The organism is Flavobacterium sp. XGLA_31, assembly GCF_051547105.1.
Lineage (GTDB): Bacteria > Bacteroidota > Bacteroidia > Flavobacteriales > Flavobacteriaceae > Flavobacterium.
Genome location: NZ_JBPTTM010000003.1, coordinates 247866 through 267257 on the forward strand (window position 1 = coordinate 247866; position 19392 = coordinate 267257).

Sequence of the window (19392 nt, forward strand, 5' to 3'; positions counted from 1 at the left end):
CACGCTAAATTAACAATTAATCAATACTTTACAAGAAATGTTAATAAAATATTATTAAAAAGCCAACATTCCTTACGTAATCCCTAAAAAAGCCACTGAGTTTCAATCGCTATTCTCTTGTTAAAATAAAAAACGGTCTTTTTGTTGATTTTCACCCCTAACTAAAAGTAATACAACACGTTATCCCAAACCCAAATCCCTTTCCTCCTGAGCAGCAGGCACAGCCTTCCGCAACACCCATAACAGTCGTCAGGCCGCGCTTGGAAATTGACCGCGGTCAATGAGGCAAGTTACCGCGGTAAATTGATGAATTGACCGCGGTCAATAAGTGAACTGTTCAGGAACAGTTGCTCAAGTCTTACTGAGCCGGAACGCCCCTCCTCCTGAGGAGCAGGAAAAACGAGTCCAAAAAAAAGCCCCTCCGGTAAGGAGGGGCTTGGTATGTAACAAGTTTAAGTTTGTTAGGCTTGTCCGGCCGGGCCAAAGTTCAACGGAACTTGCGGCTGCTCGGTGTCTTTAATTTCGCCATTGGCCAATTCGTAACGGTGGATGTTTTCCCCCAACGCCTTCAAAAATCGTTTGGCGTGTTGTGGCGTCAAAACAATGCGCGACTTCACTTTGGCTTTAGGCACCCCCGGCATCAGGGTTACAAAATCAACTACAAATTCAGAAGCGGAATGGTTGATGATGGCCAGGTTGGAATAAATTCCTTCGGCTACTTTCTCATCCAGCTCGATGTTGATTTGTCCTTGTGTATTTTGATCACTCATGATTAATAGATGTATTCTTCTTTGTTAGCCATGATTTCATTGTAGTCTTCTTTCGAACCTACAATGGTGTGATCGTAATCTCTCATACCGGTTCCGGCAGGAATTCTGTGACCTACGATCACATTTTCTTTCAGACCTTCTAAGGTATCTACTTTACCGGCTACAGCCGCTTCGTTCAATACTTTAGTTGTTTCCTGGAAGGACGCTGCCGAGATGAATGATTTCGTTTGTAACGAAGCTCTGGTGATTCCTTGTAATACCGGTGTTGCAGTAGCGGTGATCACATCACGGGCTACGACCATGTTTTTATCGTTGCGTTTCAATAATGAATTTTCATCACGCAACTCACGCGGTGTTACAATTTGACCCGGTTTCAGGTTCTCAGAATCTCCGGCATCTTCCACCACTTTCATTCCGTACAATTTATCGTTTTCTTCTAAGAAATCAGAAGTGTGGATTAATTGCTCTTCTAAGAATAGGGTATCTCCCGGATCCTGAACTTGTACTTTACGCATCATTTGACGAATCACTACTTCAAAGTGTTTGTCATTGATTTTTACCCCTTGTAAACGGTACACCTCTTGGATTTCATTTACCAAATACTGCTGAACAGCTGATGGTCCCTGAATTCTTAAGATATCATCCGGTGTAATCGCACCGTCAGACAATGGCACACCCGCTTTTACGAAGTCATTCTCTTGTACTAAGATTTGACTTGATAATTTTACGAGGTATTTCTTCACTTCACCAAACTTAGATTCAATGATGATCTCACGGTTACCTCTTTTGATTTTACCAAAAGATACTACTCCGTCAATCTCTGATACTACAGCCGGGTTCGATGGGTTACGAGCTTCTAACAACTCGGTAATTCTTGGAAGACCTCCCGTGATATCGCCTGCTTTAGAAGAACGACGCGGAATTTTTACTAAGATTTTACCGGCTTTGATTTTCTCACCGTCTTCTACCATCAAGTGGGCTCCTACCGGTAGGTTGTACGAACGGATTAACTCACCGTCTTTACCGTATACTAATAAGGTAGGGATTAACTTTTTATTTCTTCCTTCCGAAATTACTTTTTCCTGGAATCCGGTTTGCTCATCGATTTCCACCTGGAACGATTGTCCTTGTTCTAAATCTTCGTAAGCAATTTTTCCGGTGAATTCCGAAACAATAACCCCGTTATATGGATCCCATTTACAGATTACCGCTCCTTTGTCTACCACATCACCGTCTTTCACGCTGATGATCGAACCGTAAGGAATGTTGTGTGTGCTCAATAAGATTCCGGTTTTCACGTCTACCAATTTCAACTCTGTAGAACGAGACACTACGATATCCACTTTGTTACCGTCATTGTCCTCACCTACTACTGTTTTCAAATCTTCGATTTCCAGTTTTCCGCCAAATCTTGCGATGATGCTTGATTCTTCAGAAACTCCTCCGGCAACCCCTCCTACGTGGAACGTACGAAGTGTCAACTGAGTACCCGGCTCTCCAATGGATTGTGCTGCGATTACTCCGACAGCTTCTCCTTTTTGAGTCATTTTTCCGGTGGCTAAGTTACGTCCGTAACATTTCGCACAGATTCCTTTTTTAGCCTCACACGTCAACGGCGAACGAACTTCTACTTTTTCAACAGGAGATTCTTCAATCGCCTTCACAATAGCTTCCGTAATTTGTTCTCCGGAGTGTACTAATATGTCATTGTTCAAAGGATTAATCACATCCTGTAACGCTACACGTCCAAGAATTCTTTCTCCTAAGGTTTCAACGATTTCTTCATTTTTCTTCAAAGCCGAAACTTCAATTCCTCTCAACGTACCACAATCAACCGAGTTTACAATTACGTCTTGAGAAACGTCATGTAAACGACGAGTTAAGTAACCGGCATCTGCCGTTTTCAAAGCGGTATCCGCAAGACCCTTACGGGCACCGTGCGTAGAGATAAAGTACTCTAAGATGGAAAGTCCTTCTTTAAAGTTGGAAAGAATCGGGTTCTCGATAATTTCACCACCACCGGCGGTTGATTTTTTCGGCTTAGCCATCAAACCACGCATACCGGTCAACTGACGAATCTGCTCTTTCGATCCACGCGCTCCGGAGTCAAGCATCATATATACCGAGTTGAACCCTTGTTGGTCTTCGCGGATATTTTTCATAGCCAACTCTGTCAATTGCGCATTGGCAGAAGTCCAGATGTCAATAACTTGGTTGTAACGTTCGTTGTTGGTGATAAGACCCATGTTATAGTTCATCGAAATACCGTCTACCTGCTCGCGGGCATCGGCAATCAATTGTCCTTTTTGGTCCGGAATTTTGATATCCCCTAATGAGAAGGACAATCCTCCTTTGAAGGCAAATTTATATCCCATATCTTTCATCTCATCCAAGAAGGCTGCTGTCGTAGGAACGTCAGTTACCGCCAGGATTTTCCCGATGATATCACGTAATGATTTTTTGGTCAATACCTCATTGATGTATCCGGCTGCCTGTGGTACTACTTCGTTAAATAATACTCTACCGGCAGTAGTTTGGATAATTTGGTATACCAATTCCCCATTTTCATTAAAATCTTTCGCTCTGATTTTCACACGGGCATTCAATTCTAATCTTCCTTCGTTCAACGCAATGTTTACCTCTTCAGCTGAATAGAACGTTAAGCCTTCTCCTAAAATTTTGTGCTCCGGAGTAGACAATCTTTCTTTGGTCATGTAGTACAGACCCAATACCATGTCCTGAGAAGGTACCGTAATCGGTGCTCCGTTCGCAGGGTTCAAAATATTGTGTGAAGCCAACATTAACAATTGCGCTTCTAAGATGGCTTCAGGTCCTAATGGCAAGTGTACCGCCATCTGGTCACCGTCGAAATCCGCGTTGAACGCCGTACATACTAACGGGTGTAACTGGATTGCTTTTCCTTCAATCAATTTAGGCTGGAACGCTTGGATACCCAAACGGTGCAACGTAGGAGCACGGTTCAGTAATACAGGGTGTCCTTTGATTACATTCTCAAGGATATCCCAAACTACCGGCTCTTTTTTGTCGATGATTTTCTTAGCCGACTTAACAGTCTTAACAATTCCTCTTTCGATTAATTTTCGAATAACGAATGGTTTGTACAGTTCCGCCGCCATATCTTTTGGCAAACCACATTCAAACAATTTCATTTCCGGTCCAACAACAATTACCGAACGAGCAGAATAATCCACACGTTTTCCTAATAAGTTTTGACGGAAACGACCTTGCTTACCTTTCAAGGAATCCGAAAGGGATTTCAATGGTCTGTTTGATTCTGTTTTAACCGCAGAAGCTTTACGCGTGTTGTCGAATAGTGAATCTACTGATTCCTGCAACATACGTTTCTCGTTTCTCAAGATTACTTCCGGAGCTTTAATCTCCATCAATCGTTTCAAACGGTTGTTACGGATGATTACTCTTCGGTACAAGTCGTTCAAATCCGAAGTCGCAAAACGACCTCCGTCAAGCGGCACCAACGGACGCAATTCTGGCGGAATCACCGGAATTACTTTCAGAATCATCCACTCCGGACGGTTCTCTCTGTTTAGGTTCGACTCACGGAAAGACTCTACTACTTGTAATCTTTTTAACGCTTCTGTCTTACGTTGTTTAGATGTTTCGTTGTTAGCGCTGTGACGTAACTCGTATGACAAAGCATCTAAGTCAGTTCTTGCCAACAAATCCATAATACACTCAGCACCCATTTTGGCGATGAATTTATTCGGATCGGTATCATCTAAATATTGGTTTTCCATCGGAAGGGTATCCAAAATATTCAAATACTCTTCTTCAGTTAAGAAATCTAATTTCTCTAATGGCTCGCCATCTACATTTTTGGCAATACCGGCTTGGATTACTACGTATCTTTCGTAGTAAATAATCATGTCTAATTTTTTAGACGGCAATCCAAGGATATAACCAATTTTGTTCGGTAACGAACGGAAGTACCAGATGTGAGCAATAGGCACCACCAGGTTGATGTGTCCTACACGGTCACGACGTACTTTTTTCTCGGTTACTTCAACTCCACAACGGTCACAAACGATTCCTTTGTAACGGATTCTTTTGTATTTACCACAAGCACATTCGAAGTCTTTTACCGGACCGAAGATTCGTTCACAGAAAAGTCCGTCACGCTCTGGTTTGTGTGTTCTATAGTTGATTGTTTCAGGTTTTAACACTTCCCCTCTTGACTCCGCCAAGATAGATTCAGGAGAAGCCAATCCTATCGAGATTCTGTCAAATCTTTTGATCGTATTTTTAGTATCTTTATTTCTATTCATCATAGTCGTAAACTTTTAAAGTGTTCAGTTTGCAGTGTGCAGTGATCAGTACTGAATACTGACCACTGACCACTGATTACTAAAATATTATTCTTCTAATCTGATGTCTAATCCAAGACCTTTCAATTCATGCATCAATACATTGAATGATTCCGGTAATCCTGGCTCCGGCATAGTTTCTCCCTTAACGATAGCTTCGTAAGTTTTGGCTCTACCGATTACGTCATCCGATTTAACAGTCAAAATTTCTCTAAGCGTACTTGAGGCTCCATAAGCTTCAAGTGCCCAAACCTCCATCTCTCCGAAACGCTGACCTCCGAACTGAGCTTTACCTCCTAACGGCTGTTGCGTAATCAACGAGTATGGACCTATAGAACGGGCGTGCATTTTGTCATCTACCATGTGTCCTAATTTCAACATGTAGATTACCCCTACCGTTGCCGGTTGGTGGAAACGCTCCCCGGTACCACCGTCATACAAATACGTATGACCGAAACGTGGAATGCCTGCCTCATCTGTCAATTCATTGATTTGGTCAAGGGTAGCTCCGTCGAAGATTGGCGTAGCAAATTTTCTACCCAAGTTCATACCGGCCCATCCTAATACCGTTTCATAAATCTGACCGATGTTCATACGAGATGGTACCCCAAGTGGATTCAATACGATATCTACCGGTGTTCCGTCTTCTAAGAACGGCATATCTTCATGACGAACGATACGAGCCACAATACCTTTGTTTCCGTGACGTCCCGCCATCTTATCCCCTACTTTCAATTTACGTTTCTTAGCGATATATACTTTCGCTAATTTCAAAATTCCGGCAGGTAATTCATCTCCAACAGTGATGGTGAATTTCTCTCTTCTCAAAGCACCTTGCAAGTCATTCAACTTGATTTTGTAGTTGTGGATTAAGTCGTTCACTAAGTTATTAGTTTCTTCATCCGCAACCCACTGTCCTTTGGTTAAGTGAGCGAAATCTTCCACCGCATGTAACATTTTTTGAGTGTATTTTTTACCTTTTGGCAATACTTCTTCACCCAAATCATTCATTACACCTTGCGATGTTTTTCCGTTCACAATGTTGAATAATTTGTCAACCAATTTGTCTTTTAACTCTACAAATTTGGTTTCGAATTCCATTTCTAAAGACGTCAAATCGTCTTTATCCTTGGTACGTTTCTTTTTATCTTTTACCGCTCTCGCGAATAATTTTTTATCTAAAACCACACCGTGTAAGGATGGAGAAGCTTTCAAGGAAGCATCTTTCACATCACCTGCTTTATCACCGAAGATAGCTCTCAATAACTTCTCTTCCGGCGTAGGATCTGATTCTCCTTTTGGTGTAATTTTTCCGATTAGAATGTCACCAGGCTTAACCTCGGCTCCGATTCTGATCATACCGTTTTCATCCAAGTCTTTCGTAGCTTCTTCAGAAACGTTCGGGATATCATTAGTCAACTCTTCGTTTCCTAATTTAGTATCTCTTACCTCCAAAGAATAATCATCTACGTGGATAGACGTGAAGATATCATCACGAACTACTTTTTCAGAAATTACAATCGCATCCTCGAAGTTATACCCTTTCCAAGGCATGAACGCTACTTTAAGGTTTCTACCCAAAGCCAGCTCTCCGTTTTGCGTAGCATAACCTTCACAAAGTACTTGTCCTAATTTCACTCGGTCTCCTTTTCTTACGATAGGTTTCAGGTTGATAGACGTACTTTGGTTGGTTTTTCTGAACTTGATTAATTGGTATGTTTTTTCATCCGGGTCAAAGCTCACCATTCGTTCTTCTTCCGTTCTGTCGTATTTAATCGTAATCATATTGGCATCAACGTACTCAACTGTACCGTTGCCTTCTGCATTGATTAATACTCTGGAATCAGAAGCCACTTGGCGCTCTAAACCGGTTCCTACGATTGGTGCTTCAGGACGTAATAATGGTACGGCCTGACGCATCATGTTAGATCCCATCAACGCACGGTTCGCATCATCATGCTCCAAGAACGGAATCAACGAGGCGGAAATCGAAGCGATTTGGTTTGGTGCTACGTCAGTGTAGTGAATTTCACTCGGATCAACTACAGGGAAATCACCTTCTTCACGGGCAATTACTTTATCTGCTGTAATCTTACCTTTAGCATCCATTTCAATATTAGCTTGAGCAATCATCTTACCTTCCTCTTCTTCAGCGCTCAAATAAATTGGTTCAGATGTTAAATCAACGGTTCCGTTTTTCACTTCGCGGTAAGGGGTTTCAATGAATCCCATTCCGTTTACTTTCGCATACACTCCAAGAGACGAAATCAAACCGATGTTTGGTCCCTCAGGCGTTTCAATCGGACACAAACGACCATAGTGCGTATAGTGAACGTCACGCACCTCGAAACCGGCTCTTTCACGGGAAAGACCTCCTGGTCCAAGGGCAGACAATCTTCTTTTGTGTGTAATCTCAGCCAATGGATTTGTTTGGTCCATAAACTGTGATAACTGGTTCGTACCAAAGAAAGAGTTGATTACCGATGACAATGTTTTAGCATTGATCAAATCGATCGGGGTAAACACCTCGTTATCTCTAACGTTCATTCTTTCACGAATAGTACGGGCCATACGGGCCAATCCAACACCGAACTGTTGAGACAATTGCTCGCCTACAGTACGCACACGACGGTTAGACAAGTGATCGATATCATCAATCTCTGCTTTAGAGTTGATCAACTCAATCAAATATTTTACAATCGTGATGATGTCTTCTTTTGTTAAAACTTGTTTTTCCATAGGAATATCCAAGTTCAACTTTTTGTTCATTCTGTAACGACCTACTTCACCTAAGTTGTAACGTTGGTCAGAGAAGAATAATTTATCGATAATGCCACGAGCGGTTTCTTCATCAGGCGGTTCTGCATTACGCAACTGACGGTAAATGTGCTCTACAGCTTCTTTTTCTGAGTTAGTTGGGTCTTTTTGAAGCGTGTTGTGGATAATGGCGTAATCCGCTTGGTTATTATCCTCTTTGTGCAACAATATAGATTTTACGTTAGAATCGATGATTTCTTCCACATTGTCTTTGTCAATGATGGTATCACGATCTAAGATAATTTCATTACGCTCAATAGAAACTACCTCTCCGGTATCCTCGTCCACGAAATCTTCGTGCCAAGTATTCAATACTCTCGCGGCTAGTTTTCTACCGATGTACTTTTTAAGACCGGTTTTAGAAACTTTGATTTCTTCTGCAAGATCAAAAATTTCAAGAATGTCCTTATCTCTTTCGAATCCGATAGCACGGAACAGCGTAGTAACAGGTAATTTTTTCTTTCTATCGATATAGGCGTACATTACGCTGTTGATATCGGTAGCAAATTCAATCCATGATCCTTTGAAAGGAATAACTCTGGCAGAATACAACTTGGTCCCGTTAGCATGGAAAGACTGACCAAAGAAAACACCCGGCGAACGGTGTAATTGGGATACAACCACACGCTCAGCTCCGTTGATTACGAAGGTTCCGCTTGGAGTCATGTACGGAATGGTTCCGAGATATACATCTTGTACAATCGTTTCAAAATCCTCGTGCTCCGGGTCAGTACAATACAATTTTAGTCTTGCCTTTAAAGGCACACTATACGTCAACCCTCTTTCGATACACTCTTGAATAGTGTAACGTGGTGGATCAACAAAGTAATCTAGGAATTCCAATACAAATTGGTTTCTTGTATCAGTTATTGGAAAGTTTTCCATGAAGGTGTTGTATAAACCTTCGTTGCCTCTTTCATCTGACTTAGTTTCCAATTGGAAGAAGTCTTTAAAAGATTTTACCTGTACATCCAGAAAATCGGGATATTGAGGTATGTTTTTGGTAGAGGCAAAATTCAATCTTTCAGTCTGATTTGTTATCATCAATGGACAAAATTTTGATTTAAAAAAGTAATTTTTTGAGTGTAAGCACAAGGCTTGATTCTACTTTTCCTTTATTTGATAACCAATACCTCTTAAAAATAAACCAGGAAAATTAGTTCGTTTTTTTCTTCGTATGGGTTAAAAGCTTTTCGTATTTGGTTTTATTTAAGACAATAATTTTATTATACGAAAAATGGTTTAGGCCCTTGGACGCTTTGTCCAAGGCCTAAACCTAGTTCTAAAACCGGTGTGGAATTATTTTAACTCAACAACAGCTCCAGCTTCTTCTAAAGATTTTTTCAAACCTTCAGCTTCTGCTTTAGATACTCCTTCTTTGATGTTTGCTGGTGCACCATCAACGATATCTTTAGCTTCTTTCAAGCCAAGACCTGTTAATTCTTTTACAGCTTTAACTACTGCTAATTTAGAAGCACCTGCGTCTTTCAATACTACAGTGAATTCTGTTTGCTCTTCAGCAGCAGCACCACCATCTCCACCAGCAGCAACTACTACAGCTGCAGCAGCCGGTTCGATACCATACTCATCTTTTAATATTGTAGCTAAATCATTAACTTCTTTTACAGTTAAGTTAACTAATTGTTCTGCGAATTGTTTCAAATCTGCCATTTTTTCTATCGTTTAAAATGTTCTTTTTAATTATTATTTTTTTAGTCTGCTCTACTTATTCTGCCGCTTCGCCTTTTTGTTCAGCATTGTTCAATAACGCTGAAATAATACGTTGTGCAGGAGATTGAAGTAATCCGATGATTTCTCCAATAACTTCTTCTTTAGATTTAAGTGATGCTAAGCTATCCAACAAGTTGTCTCCAATGTAGATCTCTTGGTTGATGTAAGCACCTTTGAAAACAGGTTTGTCTGATTTCTTTCTAAAGTCTTTAATGATTTTGGCCGGAGCGTTAGCAACGTCTGCAATAAAAATGGAAGAGTTTCCTTTTAATACAGAAGCCAAGTCACCGTAATCATTAGCTGAAGCTTCCATTGCTTTTTCAAGCAAAGTGTTTTTTACTACCTCTAATTTAATCCCAGCTTTAAAACAAGCTCTTCTTAAGTTGGAAGTAGTTTCTGCGTCTAACCCAGAGGTGTCAGCAATATAAACTATATTACTTTCAGCCAACTTAGCAGTTAAATCTTCTATCGCGATTGATTTTTCTTCTCTTGTCATAATAAAATGTTTTTAACTACCAATTATACTGCTTTAGGATCTAAAGCAATAGCAGGGCTCATAGTACTTGACAAGTGAATAGACTTGATATATGTACCTTTAGCTGCAGTTGGTTTCAATTTAACTAGTGTTTGAATAATTTCGTGAGCGTTATCTACAATCTTGTCAGCTTCGAAAGAAATTCTTCCGATTCCGGCATGAACGATTCCGGTTTTATCCACTTTAAAGTCGATTTTACCCGCTTTTACTTCAGCAACAGCTTTTCCTATCTCCATAGTTACTGTTCCTGTTTTAGGGTTTGGCATTAAACCTCTTGGACCTAATACACGTCCTAACGGACCTAATTTACCCATGATAGCCGGCATCGTGATGATAACATCAACGTCAGTCCAACCATCTTTAATTTTTTGAAGGTAATCATCCAATCCTACGTGATCAGCTCCGGCAGCTTTTGCTTCCGCTTCTTTATCCGGAGTAACCAAAGCCAACACTTTAGTATCTTTACCGGTTCCGTGAGGAAGGGTTACAACACCTCTTACCATTTGATTTGCTTTTCTTGGATCTACTCCTAAACGAACAGCAATGTCTACAGACTCGTCAAATTTTGCAGAAGCAACAGTTTTCAATAAAGACGAAGCGTCTTTTAAAGAATACAATTTGTTTTTCTCAATCTTTGCAGCAGCCTCTTTTTGTTTTTTTGTCAATTTTGCCATGTCTTACGCTTGTTTTAGCGGAGAATCTCCAGTTACAGTTAATCCCATTGATCGAGCTGTTCCAGCAACCATGCTCATAGCAGATTCGATAGTGAATGCATTTAAATCAGGCATTTTATCCTCAGCAATCGTTTTAATTTGGTCCCAGCTTACGCTGCCCACTTTACGACGATTTGGCTCTCCGGAACCGGATTTAACTTTAGCAGCATCCAATAACTGAATTGCAGCAGGTGGAGTTTTCACGACAAAATCAAACGATTTGTCTTTGTACACGGTAATTTGTACCGGTAACACTTTGCCGGGTTGATCTTGTGTTCTGGCATTGAACTGCTTACAGAACTCCATGATATTAACCCCAGCAGCTCCCAAAGCAGGTCCAACCGGTGGCGACGGGTTCGCAGCACCTCCCTTAACTTGTAGTTTAACTACTTTACTAATTTCTTTAGCCATTGTTTAAAAATTTTGCATCTCTCAATTGGAAGCGATTGACGCGTGTTATAATATATGTAACAAAAATTATACTTTTTCAACTTGCATAAAACTCAACTCTAATGGAGTCTTTCTTCCGAAAATTTTAACCATTACTTCAAGTTTACGCTTCTCATCATTTATTTTCTCAATAGTTCCGTTGAAACCATTGAAAGGCCCATCAACCACTTTGATAGTTTCTCCGATGTTGAATGGTATGTTTTGAGTATCGGTGTTAACTGCCAACTCATCAACTTTACCCAGCATTCTGTTAACCTCAGACATACGTAAAGGCACAGGATCCCCTCCTTTGACTTCACCTAAGAACCCAATCACACCGGTGATTGATTTAATAATATGTGGTATCTCACCAACCAAATTAGCTTCAATCATGACATAACCCGGAAAATATACTTTATCCTTAGCTATCTTTTTACCGTCTCTAACCTGAACCACTTTTTCGGTAGGCACAAGCACCTGAGAAATGTAATCTGCCATTCCTAAACGGTTGATTTCAGTTTCGATGTAAGCTTTGACTTTGTTTTCCTGTCCGCTTACAGCTCTAACCACATACCATTTTTTCACATTATTATCAGCCATTTCAGAGAAATTATGATTTTATCAAATTAAAAATCCCGGCAATTGCCTTTGCACACATTTCGTCAATTCCCCATGTTGCCAAAGCACAAACTACTGAAAACACAGCCACTACAATAGTGAACTTTTGAACTTCAGCCCATTCCGGCCAAGTAACATTTGTTTTTAACTCTTCAAATGCTTCTGATATATAATTAACAATATTTGCCATTGTAAATGTTTTTTTTGCACGGGCGGAGGGATTCGAACCCCCATCAACGGTTTTGGAGACCGCTATTCTACCCTTGAACTACGCCCGTTTCATTAAAAACCAGCAGAGCAACCAAAAGGCTCTCTGCTGGATTATTGATTTAAATAGATAATTAGTCTAAGATTTCAGTTACCTGACCTGCACCAACCGTTCTACCACCTTCACGGATAGCGAAACGCAAACCTACGTTCATAGCGATTGGGCTCAACAAAGCAACTTCAATAGTTAAGTTATCACCTGGCATTACCATCTCTACACCAGCTGGTAAAGAAATAACTCCTGTTACGTCAGTTGTACGTACGTAGAACTGCGGACGGTAGTTATTGTGGAATGGCGTGTGACGACCACCTTCTTCTTTTTTCAAGATATAAACCTCAGCTTTAAATTTAGCGTGTGGTTTTACTGAACCTGGCTTAATGATAACCATACCTCTTTTGATATCAGCTTTATCGATACCTCTTAAAAGTAATCCAACGTTATCTCCAGCTTCTCCTCTGTCAAGGATTTTACGGAACATCTCAACTCCAGTAATAGTAGAAGTTAATTTGTCAGCTCCCATACCGATGATTTCAACAGGATCTCCTGTATTAGCAACTCCAGTTTCGATACGACCTGTAGCAACAGTTCCACGACCTGTAATTGTAAATACGTCCTCAACCGGCATCAAGAATGGTTTAGCAACGTCACGTACTGGCTCTTCAATCCAGTTATCAACAGCTTCCATTAATTCGATGATTTTTGGTACCCAAGCAGGATCATTATTCAATCCTCCTAAAGCAGAACCTTGAACTACAGGACCATTATCTCCATCATATTCATAGAAAGACAACAAGTCTCTGATTTCCATTTCTACTAATTCTAATAATTCCGCGTCATCAACCATATCCACTTTGTTCATGAATACTACGATTCTTGGAATACCTACCTGACGACCTAAAAGGATGTGCTCACGAGTTTGTGGCATCGGTCCGTCAGTAGCAGCTACTACTAAGATAGCACCGTCCATTTGAGCAGCACCGGTAACCATGTTCTTAACGTAATCCGCGTGACCTGGACAGTCAACGTGAGCGTAGTGACGGTTAGCAGTTTCGTACTCAACGTGTGAAGTATTGATAGTAATACCTCTTTCTTTTTCTTCCGGAGCGTTATCAATTTGATCAAATGATTTCGCTTGACAATAACCCGCATCAGACAATACTTTAGTGATAGCTGCAGTTAAAGTAGTCTTTCCGTGATCTACGTGTCCGATAGTACCTATATTTAAGTGTGGTTTCGAACGATTAAAATTTTCTTTTGCCATTTTACTTAATTTTTAATCTTAGTTTATATATTAGTGTTCAAATTTTACAATTTTGAGCCAACTACGGGATTTGAACCCGTGACCTCTTCCTTACCAAGGAAGCACTCTACCCCTGAGCTAAGTCGGCTTGTGCCTAGTCCAGAAGTTAGACTATCAGAATTCAGAAACTTCCAAACCCCTATTTCTAAATTCCATTTGTGGGGAGAGCAGGATTCGAACCTGCGAAGACGTAGTCAGCGGATTTACAGTCCGCCCTCGTTGGCCGCTTGAGTATCTCCCCAACTTTTTCTATTTCAATACCTTATCTTGAGCCGGCGGAGGGATTCGAACCCACGACCTGCTGATTACAAATCAGCTGCTCTAGCCAACTGAGCTACGCTGGCATATGCAATAAAAAAAGTCCGCTATTTCTAACGGACTGCAAATGTATGGATTTTATCTTTCAATCAAAACATTTTTATAAAAAAATTTATTTTATATGTGAGTTCTGATTTTTTCCTTTCTTTTTACCAATAATCGCTCTAAAGATTCCGCTGCTAACTCAACCGCTTCCTCAAATGTTTTACATTGTTTCTTCACCATAAAATCATCACCGGGAACATGAATTTTAACCTCTACAATTTTATTTTCTTTCTCACTGGTCTTCTCAACCTTCAAAAAAACATCTGACGACACTACTTTATCATAATATTTTTCAAGTTTTCCTAATCTTTCATTGATGAAATCAACCAGTTTTCTGTCGACAGCGAAATTTACTGCATTAACATTTACCTTCATAATCAAATTTTTATTGGTTTAACATTTTCCGAATCATTACTTATTTCTGGGATGGGCATTACCGTAAACTTTTTTAAGCTCTGCTAAACTGCTGCTGGTATAAACCTGAGTAGATGCCAAACTGGAATGTCCTAATAATTCTTTAACTGAATTTATATCTGCCCCGTTGTTCAGAAGGTGAGTTGCAAACGTATGCCGCAAGATGTGCGGACTTTTTTTTACCTTCTCAGAGACATTACTAAAGTAATAATTTATTAAACGATAAACAAACGAATTATTCAATTTAACGCCTTTTGACAACAGAAAAAAATACGCTGTATCCGTAAGACATTGTAGCTGTGCTCTTTCGGACAGGTATTTTTTTATCTGAGGCACAACTACGGGCAGTATAGGAATAATCCGCTCTTTATTTCTCTTCCCCAAAACCTTTAGGGTATTGTTCGACAAATCAACATCTTGAACTTTTAACCCAATCAATTCTACCCTTCGGATTCCGGTAGTGTAAAACAAATCCACCACAAGTTTATCCCGAAGACCGTCAAAATCATTGGTGTAATGAATTTGATTCAAAACCAAATCCAACTCTTTTTCCGAAAAGGGAATCTGAAGTTTTTTGGGTGCTTTGAGTGCTTTGTGTTTCAAAAGCGGACTGACTTCAATTTGTTTTGTTTTGAGTAAGAATTTATAAAACGACTTTAGAGAAGATATTTTCCGGTTGATGGAAGCATTGGAAATTCCATCATCAGAAAGAGAGACAATCCAGGCACGAATCTGATTGTAGTTTACAGAGTTTAAACGATTATCATCAAATGCATGAGACAAAAACACCTCAAAAGATTCAAGATCATTCAAATAAGCAAGAACAGTATGTTGGGAATAATTTTTCTCCAACAACAAATAATCGCGAAAAGTATCTTTAGAATTTTTCATAAAAAAACTGCTGACCTCAAAGTTAGAAAACTTTAAGTATCAGCAGTTACATCTTATCAGGAATTTAACTATCCTTCCAAACTGTCTCTTAAGTTTTGAATGTACTGTGCTTTTTGGATTTCAGCTCTTCTCACTACAGATGGCTTAGTAAACGCTTGACGCGCTCTAAGTTGTCTTACAGTTCCGGTTTTATCAAATTTTCTCTTGTAGCGCTTTAATGCTCTATCAATGTTTTCTCCGTCTTTAATTGGTATAATCAACATAATTTAGACACCTCCTCTCATTTAGTGGGCGCAAAGATAACGGAAAAAAGAAACAACAAACAAGAACAAAGACAAAAAAGTTTCATTTAGCATTTTTCAGCATTGTCTCGTTCTAAAAACGAGACCCGCACTTTCCGCAGCGCACGGCACTTTGCTTCAATCGCTAATATTTGATATTAATGAGGAGACTTAAGACCGAAGGTCGCACTGTATGGAGCATTTGCGGAATAAATGTCTTGTGGACATTCGGCTTTATTCCATTTATAAAATAAAAAAACCAAGAAACAATCGCTCATTTCTTGGTTTGTTATCTTTTACCTCCTACAACCTTCTTATTTTTTTACAGCCGGCTGATAATTTTGTTTGTCTATAATCATTTTGGACAAAATCTCTCTCAGGATTTCCGAAGTACCGCCTCCTATTGGTCCCAAACGGCTATCGCGTAACAAACGCGCCAAGGGATATTCTTCCATATAACCATAACCACCCAACATCTGCAAACAGCTGTAAATGGTTTCATCCGCTACTTTAGTCGATTTTAGTTTGGCCATCGTAGCCTCTTTTACCACATATTCCCCTTGGTTTAATCGGGCAACAGCAGCGTAATTGAATACTTTACAATGTTCAACATCGGTAGCGTGATCTACCATCGTATGTCTCAAAGCCTGAAACTTATTGATAGTAGTACCAAATGCTTCGCGCTGGGACATATAATCAATCGTATATTCAATGGCATACTCTGCTCTGGCATGAGCATTAACCGCCATGATTAATCTTTCTAAGGCAAAATGCTGCATGATATACGGAAAGCCTTTTCCCTCTTCTCCCATGAGATTTTCTGCCGGAATTTCAACATTGTCAAAGGCAATCTCTGCCGTATCTGAAGCTCTCCAACCCAGTTTGTCCAATTTGGTAGCAGAAACACCCTTTAGATTGGTATCCATCAAAAAAATACTGATTCCTTTATTACCTAATTCCGGGCTGGTTTTAGCAGCTACTACATAGTAGTCTGCATAAACGCCATTAGTGATAAATGTTTTCGATCCGTTAATCACATATTTATCTCCTTTTTTCACCGCAGTGGTTCGCATCCCTGCCACATCACTTCCGCCAAAAGGCTCCGTAATACACAACGCACCTATTTTATCACCTGAAATACTGGGGGCTAAATACTCTTGTTTGATGCGTTCATCGCCTTCAGCATTCAAATGCGTCATAGCCAAATAAGCATGCGCCCACATAGCAGCCGCAAAACCGGATGATTTTATTTTTTGAAGTTCCTCTAAAAAAACTACCGTATAAAACAAATCCAAATTCAATCCCCCATAGGCTTCTGGGTAAGCGATGCCAAAGAAGTCCATTTCACCAAACTTTTTCCAAATAAAGCGCTCTATTGTCCCTGTTTTTTCCCATTTCTCAATGTGCGGCACAACTTCTATCTGTAAAAAATCTCGTAAACTTTGTCTGAATAATTGGTGTTCTTCTGTAAAGTATGTTGAATTCATATACTAGGGCTATTTTTTAGAAGTCCAAATATAAGGCAATTATTTGTATCTTATCAACAGGAAATCCTTTAATTTTTGACAGCTCCTCAACAGTTAAATCACCGTGCATGGTTCTGTAAATTACGATTTCTTTAGCCAATTGGTATTTGAAAAAAGGAAACTGGGAAAGTTCCTTAACCGAAGCAGTATTGATATTAATCTTTTTAAGGTTAGAGGTAGTTTTTACGGCAAAAGAAGCATTCAGCTTTTCAATGATTTCCGGAGACAGCCCCCAGACATCCTGCATTTGCTCCATACTGACAAAAGCGCCCAGTTTTTCCCGTTGTTCCAAAATCCGATCCGATAACTTATCACCGATTCCGTATACTTTCATCAAATCCTCTTTCGCAGCCTGATTGATATCTGAAATTACCGGCTTATCTTTTTTTGCAAATTCAGTTTTAGTATAGGCATTCAAATGCACTTTTCTGTTGGTAACCCAATCCGGAAACTTGAAGTAAGGAGAAATCACACGAAGTAACGAATCCGAGATTTTGGTGACTTGTTGAAATTCTGCCGCCGAATTGACAAACTTATTTTGCTTTCTGTAAGTAAGCAGTCGGTCTATTTCTGCTACAGACATCCCTAATTTATAGCCTTTGAAATCAGTAATAAAATTAGGATTGAATGGATAAAGTACCGGCTGGTAATTTTTCTTCAACAGTTTCAGACTGTCAATTTCGCTTTGGTGCGACAACCAAGCCAACTTTTCTTTCGAGTCTTGAGTAACGGTTTGAAAATCCGCGAAAAAGTAAATCCCTTGTAAAATAAAGACTGTAAGGAAGAACAAAATAATTCCGATACGCTGGCTTTTAGAGTAGTTCAAAACCGATTGCACTATGAAATTATTTTTACTCATCCGCTATAAATCAAAAACCGAGGTGCGTTTCCCCCGAATCAAATCTTTCAGTTTAATCCAAAATGCCAAAGTTAAATACACCCCAAACCAAAGTCCTGCAGTTACAAATGTGATGTAAATAAAAAACAAGCGCACATTGGAAGCACGCATCCCCAACTTATCTGCAAGACGTGAGGACACATGAAACCCATGCTTTTCAAAGAAATATTTTAATTGAATAACTGGTGACATAAGTTTAAGATTTTAACAGGGCAACACCCAGTGCACACTCTAGACAGCGGCCTGCATTGCAATATTCGTTTTTCAACTGCAGCAGGGATTGCGTTTCAAAGGCATTCTCCGCCGCCACTCCAAAATTAGCAAACTTTTCGATGATACTGTTCTTTTCCGGCGCTATCATTTGTAATAAACCCAAAAGATGCTCCGGAATTTCTTTTCCTAAACTTTTAGCATAGGCAAATTGAATAGGTGCAAGCGTATTAACAACCAACAAATCCATAAAGGATTTAGAAAACGGCTTGTTCTTTTTAGGACTTTCTTTATCCAACTGATAATGGGTCAACCAGTAATCCGAAACACTCCCTTCAAACAACCGATAACAGTCATTCAGTGTTTGAGCGGCTAAAAGTTTGGAAAAGAGCTGCGTTTGCTGGTGATACAACAAGGCCAGTTGGGCTAACCGAATCGTCGGAAAATTATCGGGCCGATGCTTAAAAAACTGTACCGGAGCCATCAACACGGGCTTGAGCTGATACTTCTGTAACATATAAAGAAACCGTTGTTTCAAATCTTTGGCATAGCGGTCTTCCGGTTCCGCAGAAAATAAATTAGCCAAACCTAAAAACAATGCTTCCAGATTTTCCACCTCCTGACGCTCTTTTCGAATGAGGTGAAACGGAATAGCAAGTGCCATTTTCAAAAAAGAATCACCATTGGTATTCAATCCGAAATTTTTGGCCAGCATACAAAACAATACCGCTTCCCAATCATTTCCAGTAGATTCTAATAGCTGCTCTATTCCAATGGCTTTGCGTTCCAATCGTTCAAAATACATTCGTTCAAGCCAGTTATGCAATACAAAATCGTCAATATGCTCTATTTGATTCTCACAGTAAATCCATGTCTTTGGAGTCATCAACGTCTGATAATGCCTCAAAACTTCTTGATCGACGTAGTGCTTGAGTTCCAAAACAGGGATCTCTGTATTATCTTTTCGCAACACAGGCATATCATGCTCCCAAACCACATGTAAAATGACATTGTCATAATTCACATCATGCTCATGTCGGTGCAAATACCAATCCGAAGAGTTGACGTGAATTTCTACATTACCTGCCCACTTTTGATCCCCAATGGTGATTTGAGCATTAAAAAAATCCGGCCCGGCTTGTTTAAGATACTGCCCGCAATGGACAATCGTAAGAACTTCTCCTGTCACCGTGGTTAGGTTGGAAAACACAAACTTCTTATATTGCCATACATAATGAAGAAAATCCTCTTTCACGGGATGAATTTTTACACTAAAGTAAGAAAT

At 39.9% G+C, this 19392-nt stretch carries 17 protein-coding genes and 4 tRNA genes; all 21 read right to left on the bottom strand.

Annotated elements, in window-relative coordinates; genetic code table 11:
• Positions 1–461: 461 nt before the first annotated feature.
• Entirely contained in the window at positions 462–770 is a 309-nt protein-coding gene (locus ACSVH6_RS07595) for a DUF3467 domain-containing protein (protein WP_438077135.1), read from the bottom strand.
• Between the two features lie 2 nt (positions 771–772).
• Complete coding sequence (gene rpoC / locus ACSVH6_RS07600; protein ID WP_438077137.1) at positions 773–5077, bottom strand: DNA-directed RNA polymerase subunit beta'; 4305 nt, start codon at positions 5075–5077, stop codon at positions 773–775.
• Between the two features lie 84 nt (positions 5078–5161).
• The gene (rpoB, locus tag ACSVH6_RS07605; RefSeq protein WP_438077139.1) at positions 5162–8974 is read right to left on the bottom strand and encodes a DNA-directed RNA polymerase subunit beta; all 3813 of its coding nucleotides are present in this window, start codon (positions 8972–8974) and stop codon (positions 5162–5164) included.
• A gap of 255 nt (positions 8975–9229) precedes the next feature.
• Positions 9230–9601 carry a 50S ribosomal protein L7/L12 gene (gene rplL / locus ACSVH6_RS07610; RefSeq protein WP_438077141.1) on the bottom strand — a complete coding sequence of 124 codons (372 nt, stop codon included), beginning with the start codon at positions 9599–9601 and terminating at the stop codon, positions 9230–9232.
• A 55-nt stretch (positions 9602–9656) separates the two neighbouring features.
• On the bottom strand, positions 9657–10157 hold the full coding sequence (gene rplJ / locus ACSVH6_RS07615) for a 50S ribosomal protein L10 (protein WP_438077143.1): 501 nt from the start codon (positions 10155–10157) through the stop codon (positions 9657–9659).
• Positions 10158–10180: 23 nt separating this feature from the next.
• Entirely contained in the window at positions 10181–10870 is a 690-nt protein-coding gene (rplA, locus tag ACSVH6_RS07620) for a 50S ribosomal protein L1 (protein WP_438077145.1), read from the bottom strand.
• Positions 10871–10873: 3 nt separating this feature from the next.
• Complete coding sequence (rplK, locus tag ACSVH6_RS07625) at positions 10874–11320, bottom strand: 50S ribosomal protein L11 (protein ID WP_438077147.1); 447 nt, start codon at positions 11318–11320, stop codon at positions 10874–10876.
• Between the two features lie 66 nt (positions 11321–11386).
• A complete protein-coding gene (gene nusG / locus ACSVH6_RS07630; protein ID WP_438077149.1) occupies positions 11387–11938 on the bottom strand; it encodes a transcription termination/antitermination protein NusG in 552 nt (183 codons plus the stop codon).
• Between the two features lie 10 nt (positions 11939–11948).
• Positions 11949–12146 carry a preprotein translocase subunit SecE gene (gene secE / locus ACSVH6_RS07635; RefSeq protein ID WP_438077151.1) on the bottom strand — a complete coding sequence of 66 codons (198 nt, stop codon included), beginning with the start codon at positions 12144–12146 and terminating at the stop codon, positions 11949–11951.
• Positions 12147–12163: 17 nt separating this feature from the next.
• A tRNA-Trp gene (locus ACSVH6_RS07640) sits at positions 12164–12234 on the bottom strand.
• Positions 12235–12297: 63 nt separating this feature from the next.
• A complete protein-coding gene (tuf, locus tag ACSVH6_RS07645; RefSeq protein ID WP_438077153.1) occupies positions 12298–13485 on the bottom strand; it encodes an elongation factor Tu in 1188 nt (395 codons plus the stop codon).
• A 55-nt stretch (positions 13486–13540) separates the two neighbouring features.
• A tRNA-Thr gene (locus ACSVH6_RS07650) sits at positions 13541–13612 on the bottom strand.
• A gap of 71 nt (positions 13613–13683) precedes the next feature.
• A tRNA-Tyr gene (locus ACSVH6_RS07655) sits at positions 13684–13765 on the bottom strand.
• A 29-nt stretch (positions 13766–13794) separates the two neighbouring features.
• A tRNA-Thr gene (locus ACSVH6_RS07660) sits at positions 13795–13868 on the bottom strand.
• A 91-nt stretch (positions 13869–13959) separates the two neighbouring features.
• Complete coding sequence (gene hpf / locus ACSVH6_RS07665; RefSeq protein WP_438077155.1) at positions 13960–14262, bottom strand: ribosome hibernation-promoting factor, HPF/YfiA family; 303 nt, start codon at positions 14260–14262, stop codon at positions 13960–13962.
• A 36-nt stretch (positions 14263–14298) separates the two neighbouring features.
• The gene (locus ACSVH6_RS07670) at positions 14299–15192 is read right to left on the bottom strand and encodes a tyrosine-type recombinase/integrase (protein WP_438077157.1); all 894 of its coding nucleotides are present in this window, start codon (positions 15190–15192) and stop codon (positions 14299–14301) included.
• Positions 15193–15260: 68 nt separating this feature from the next.
• Positions 15261–15455: a 30S ribosomal protein S21 gene (rpsU, locus tag ACSVH6_RS07675; RefSeq protein WP_438077159.1), complete on the bottom strand. Its 195-nt coding sequence runs from the start codon at positions 15453–15455 to the stop codon at positions 15261–15263.
• A 332-nt stretch (positions 15456–15787) separates the two neighbouring features.
• A complete protein-coding gene (locus ACSVH6_RS07680; protein ID WP_438077161.1) occupies positions 15788–16960 on the bottom strand; it encodes an acyl-CoA dehydrogenase family protein in 1173 nt (390 codons plus the stop codon).
• A 16-nt stretch (positions 16961–16976) separates the two neighbouring features.
• Positions 16977–17858 (bottom strand): helix-hairpin-helix domain-containing protein, encoded by an 882-nt coding sequence (locus ACSVH6_RS07685; protein WP_438077163.1) that lies wholly within the window; start codon positions 17856–17858, stop codon positions 16977–16979.
• A 3-nt stretch (positions 17859–17861) separates the two neighbouring features.
• On the bottom strand, positions 17862–18089 hold the full coding sequence (locus tag ACSVH6_RS07690) for a PspC domain-containing protein (RefSeq protein WP_121311682.1): 228 nt from the start codon (positions 18087–18089) through the stop codon (positions 17862–17864).
• A 4-nt stretch (positions 18090–18093) separates the two neighbouring features.
• The gene (locus tag ACSVH6_RS07695) at positions 18094–19362 is read right to left on the bottom strand and encodes a DUF2851 family protein (protein WP_438077165.1); all 1269 of its coding nucleotides are present in this window, start codon (positions 19360–19362) and stop codon (positions 18094–18096) included.
• Between the last annotated feature and the right edge of the window lie 30 nt (positions 19363–19392).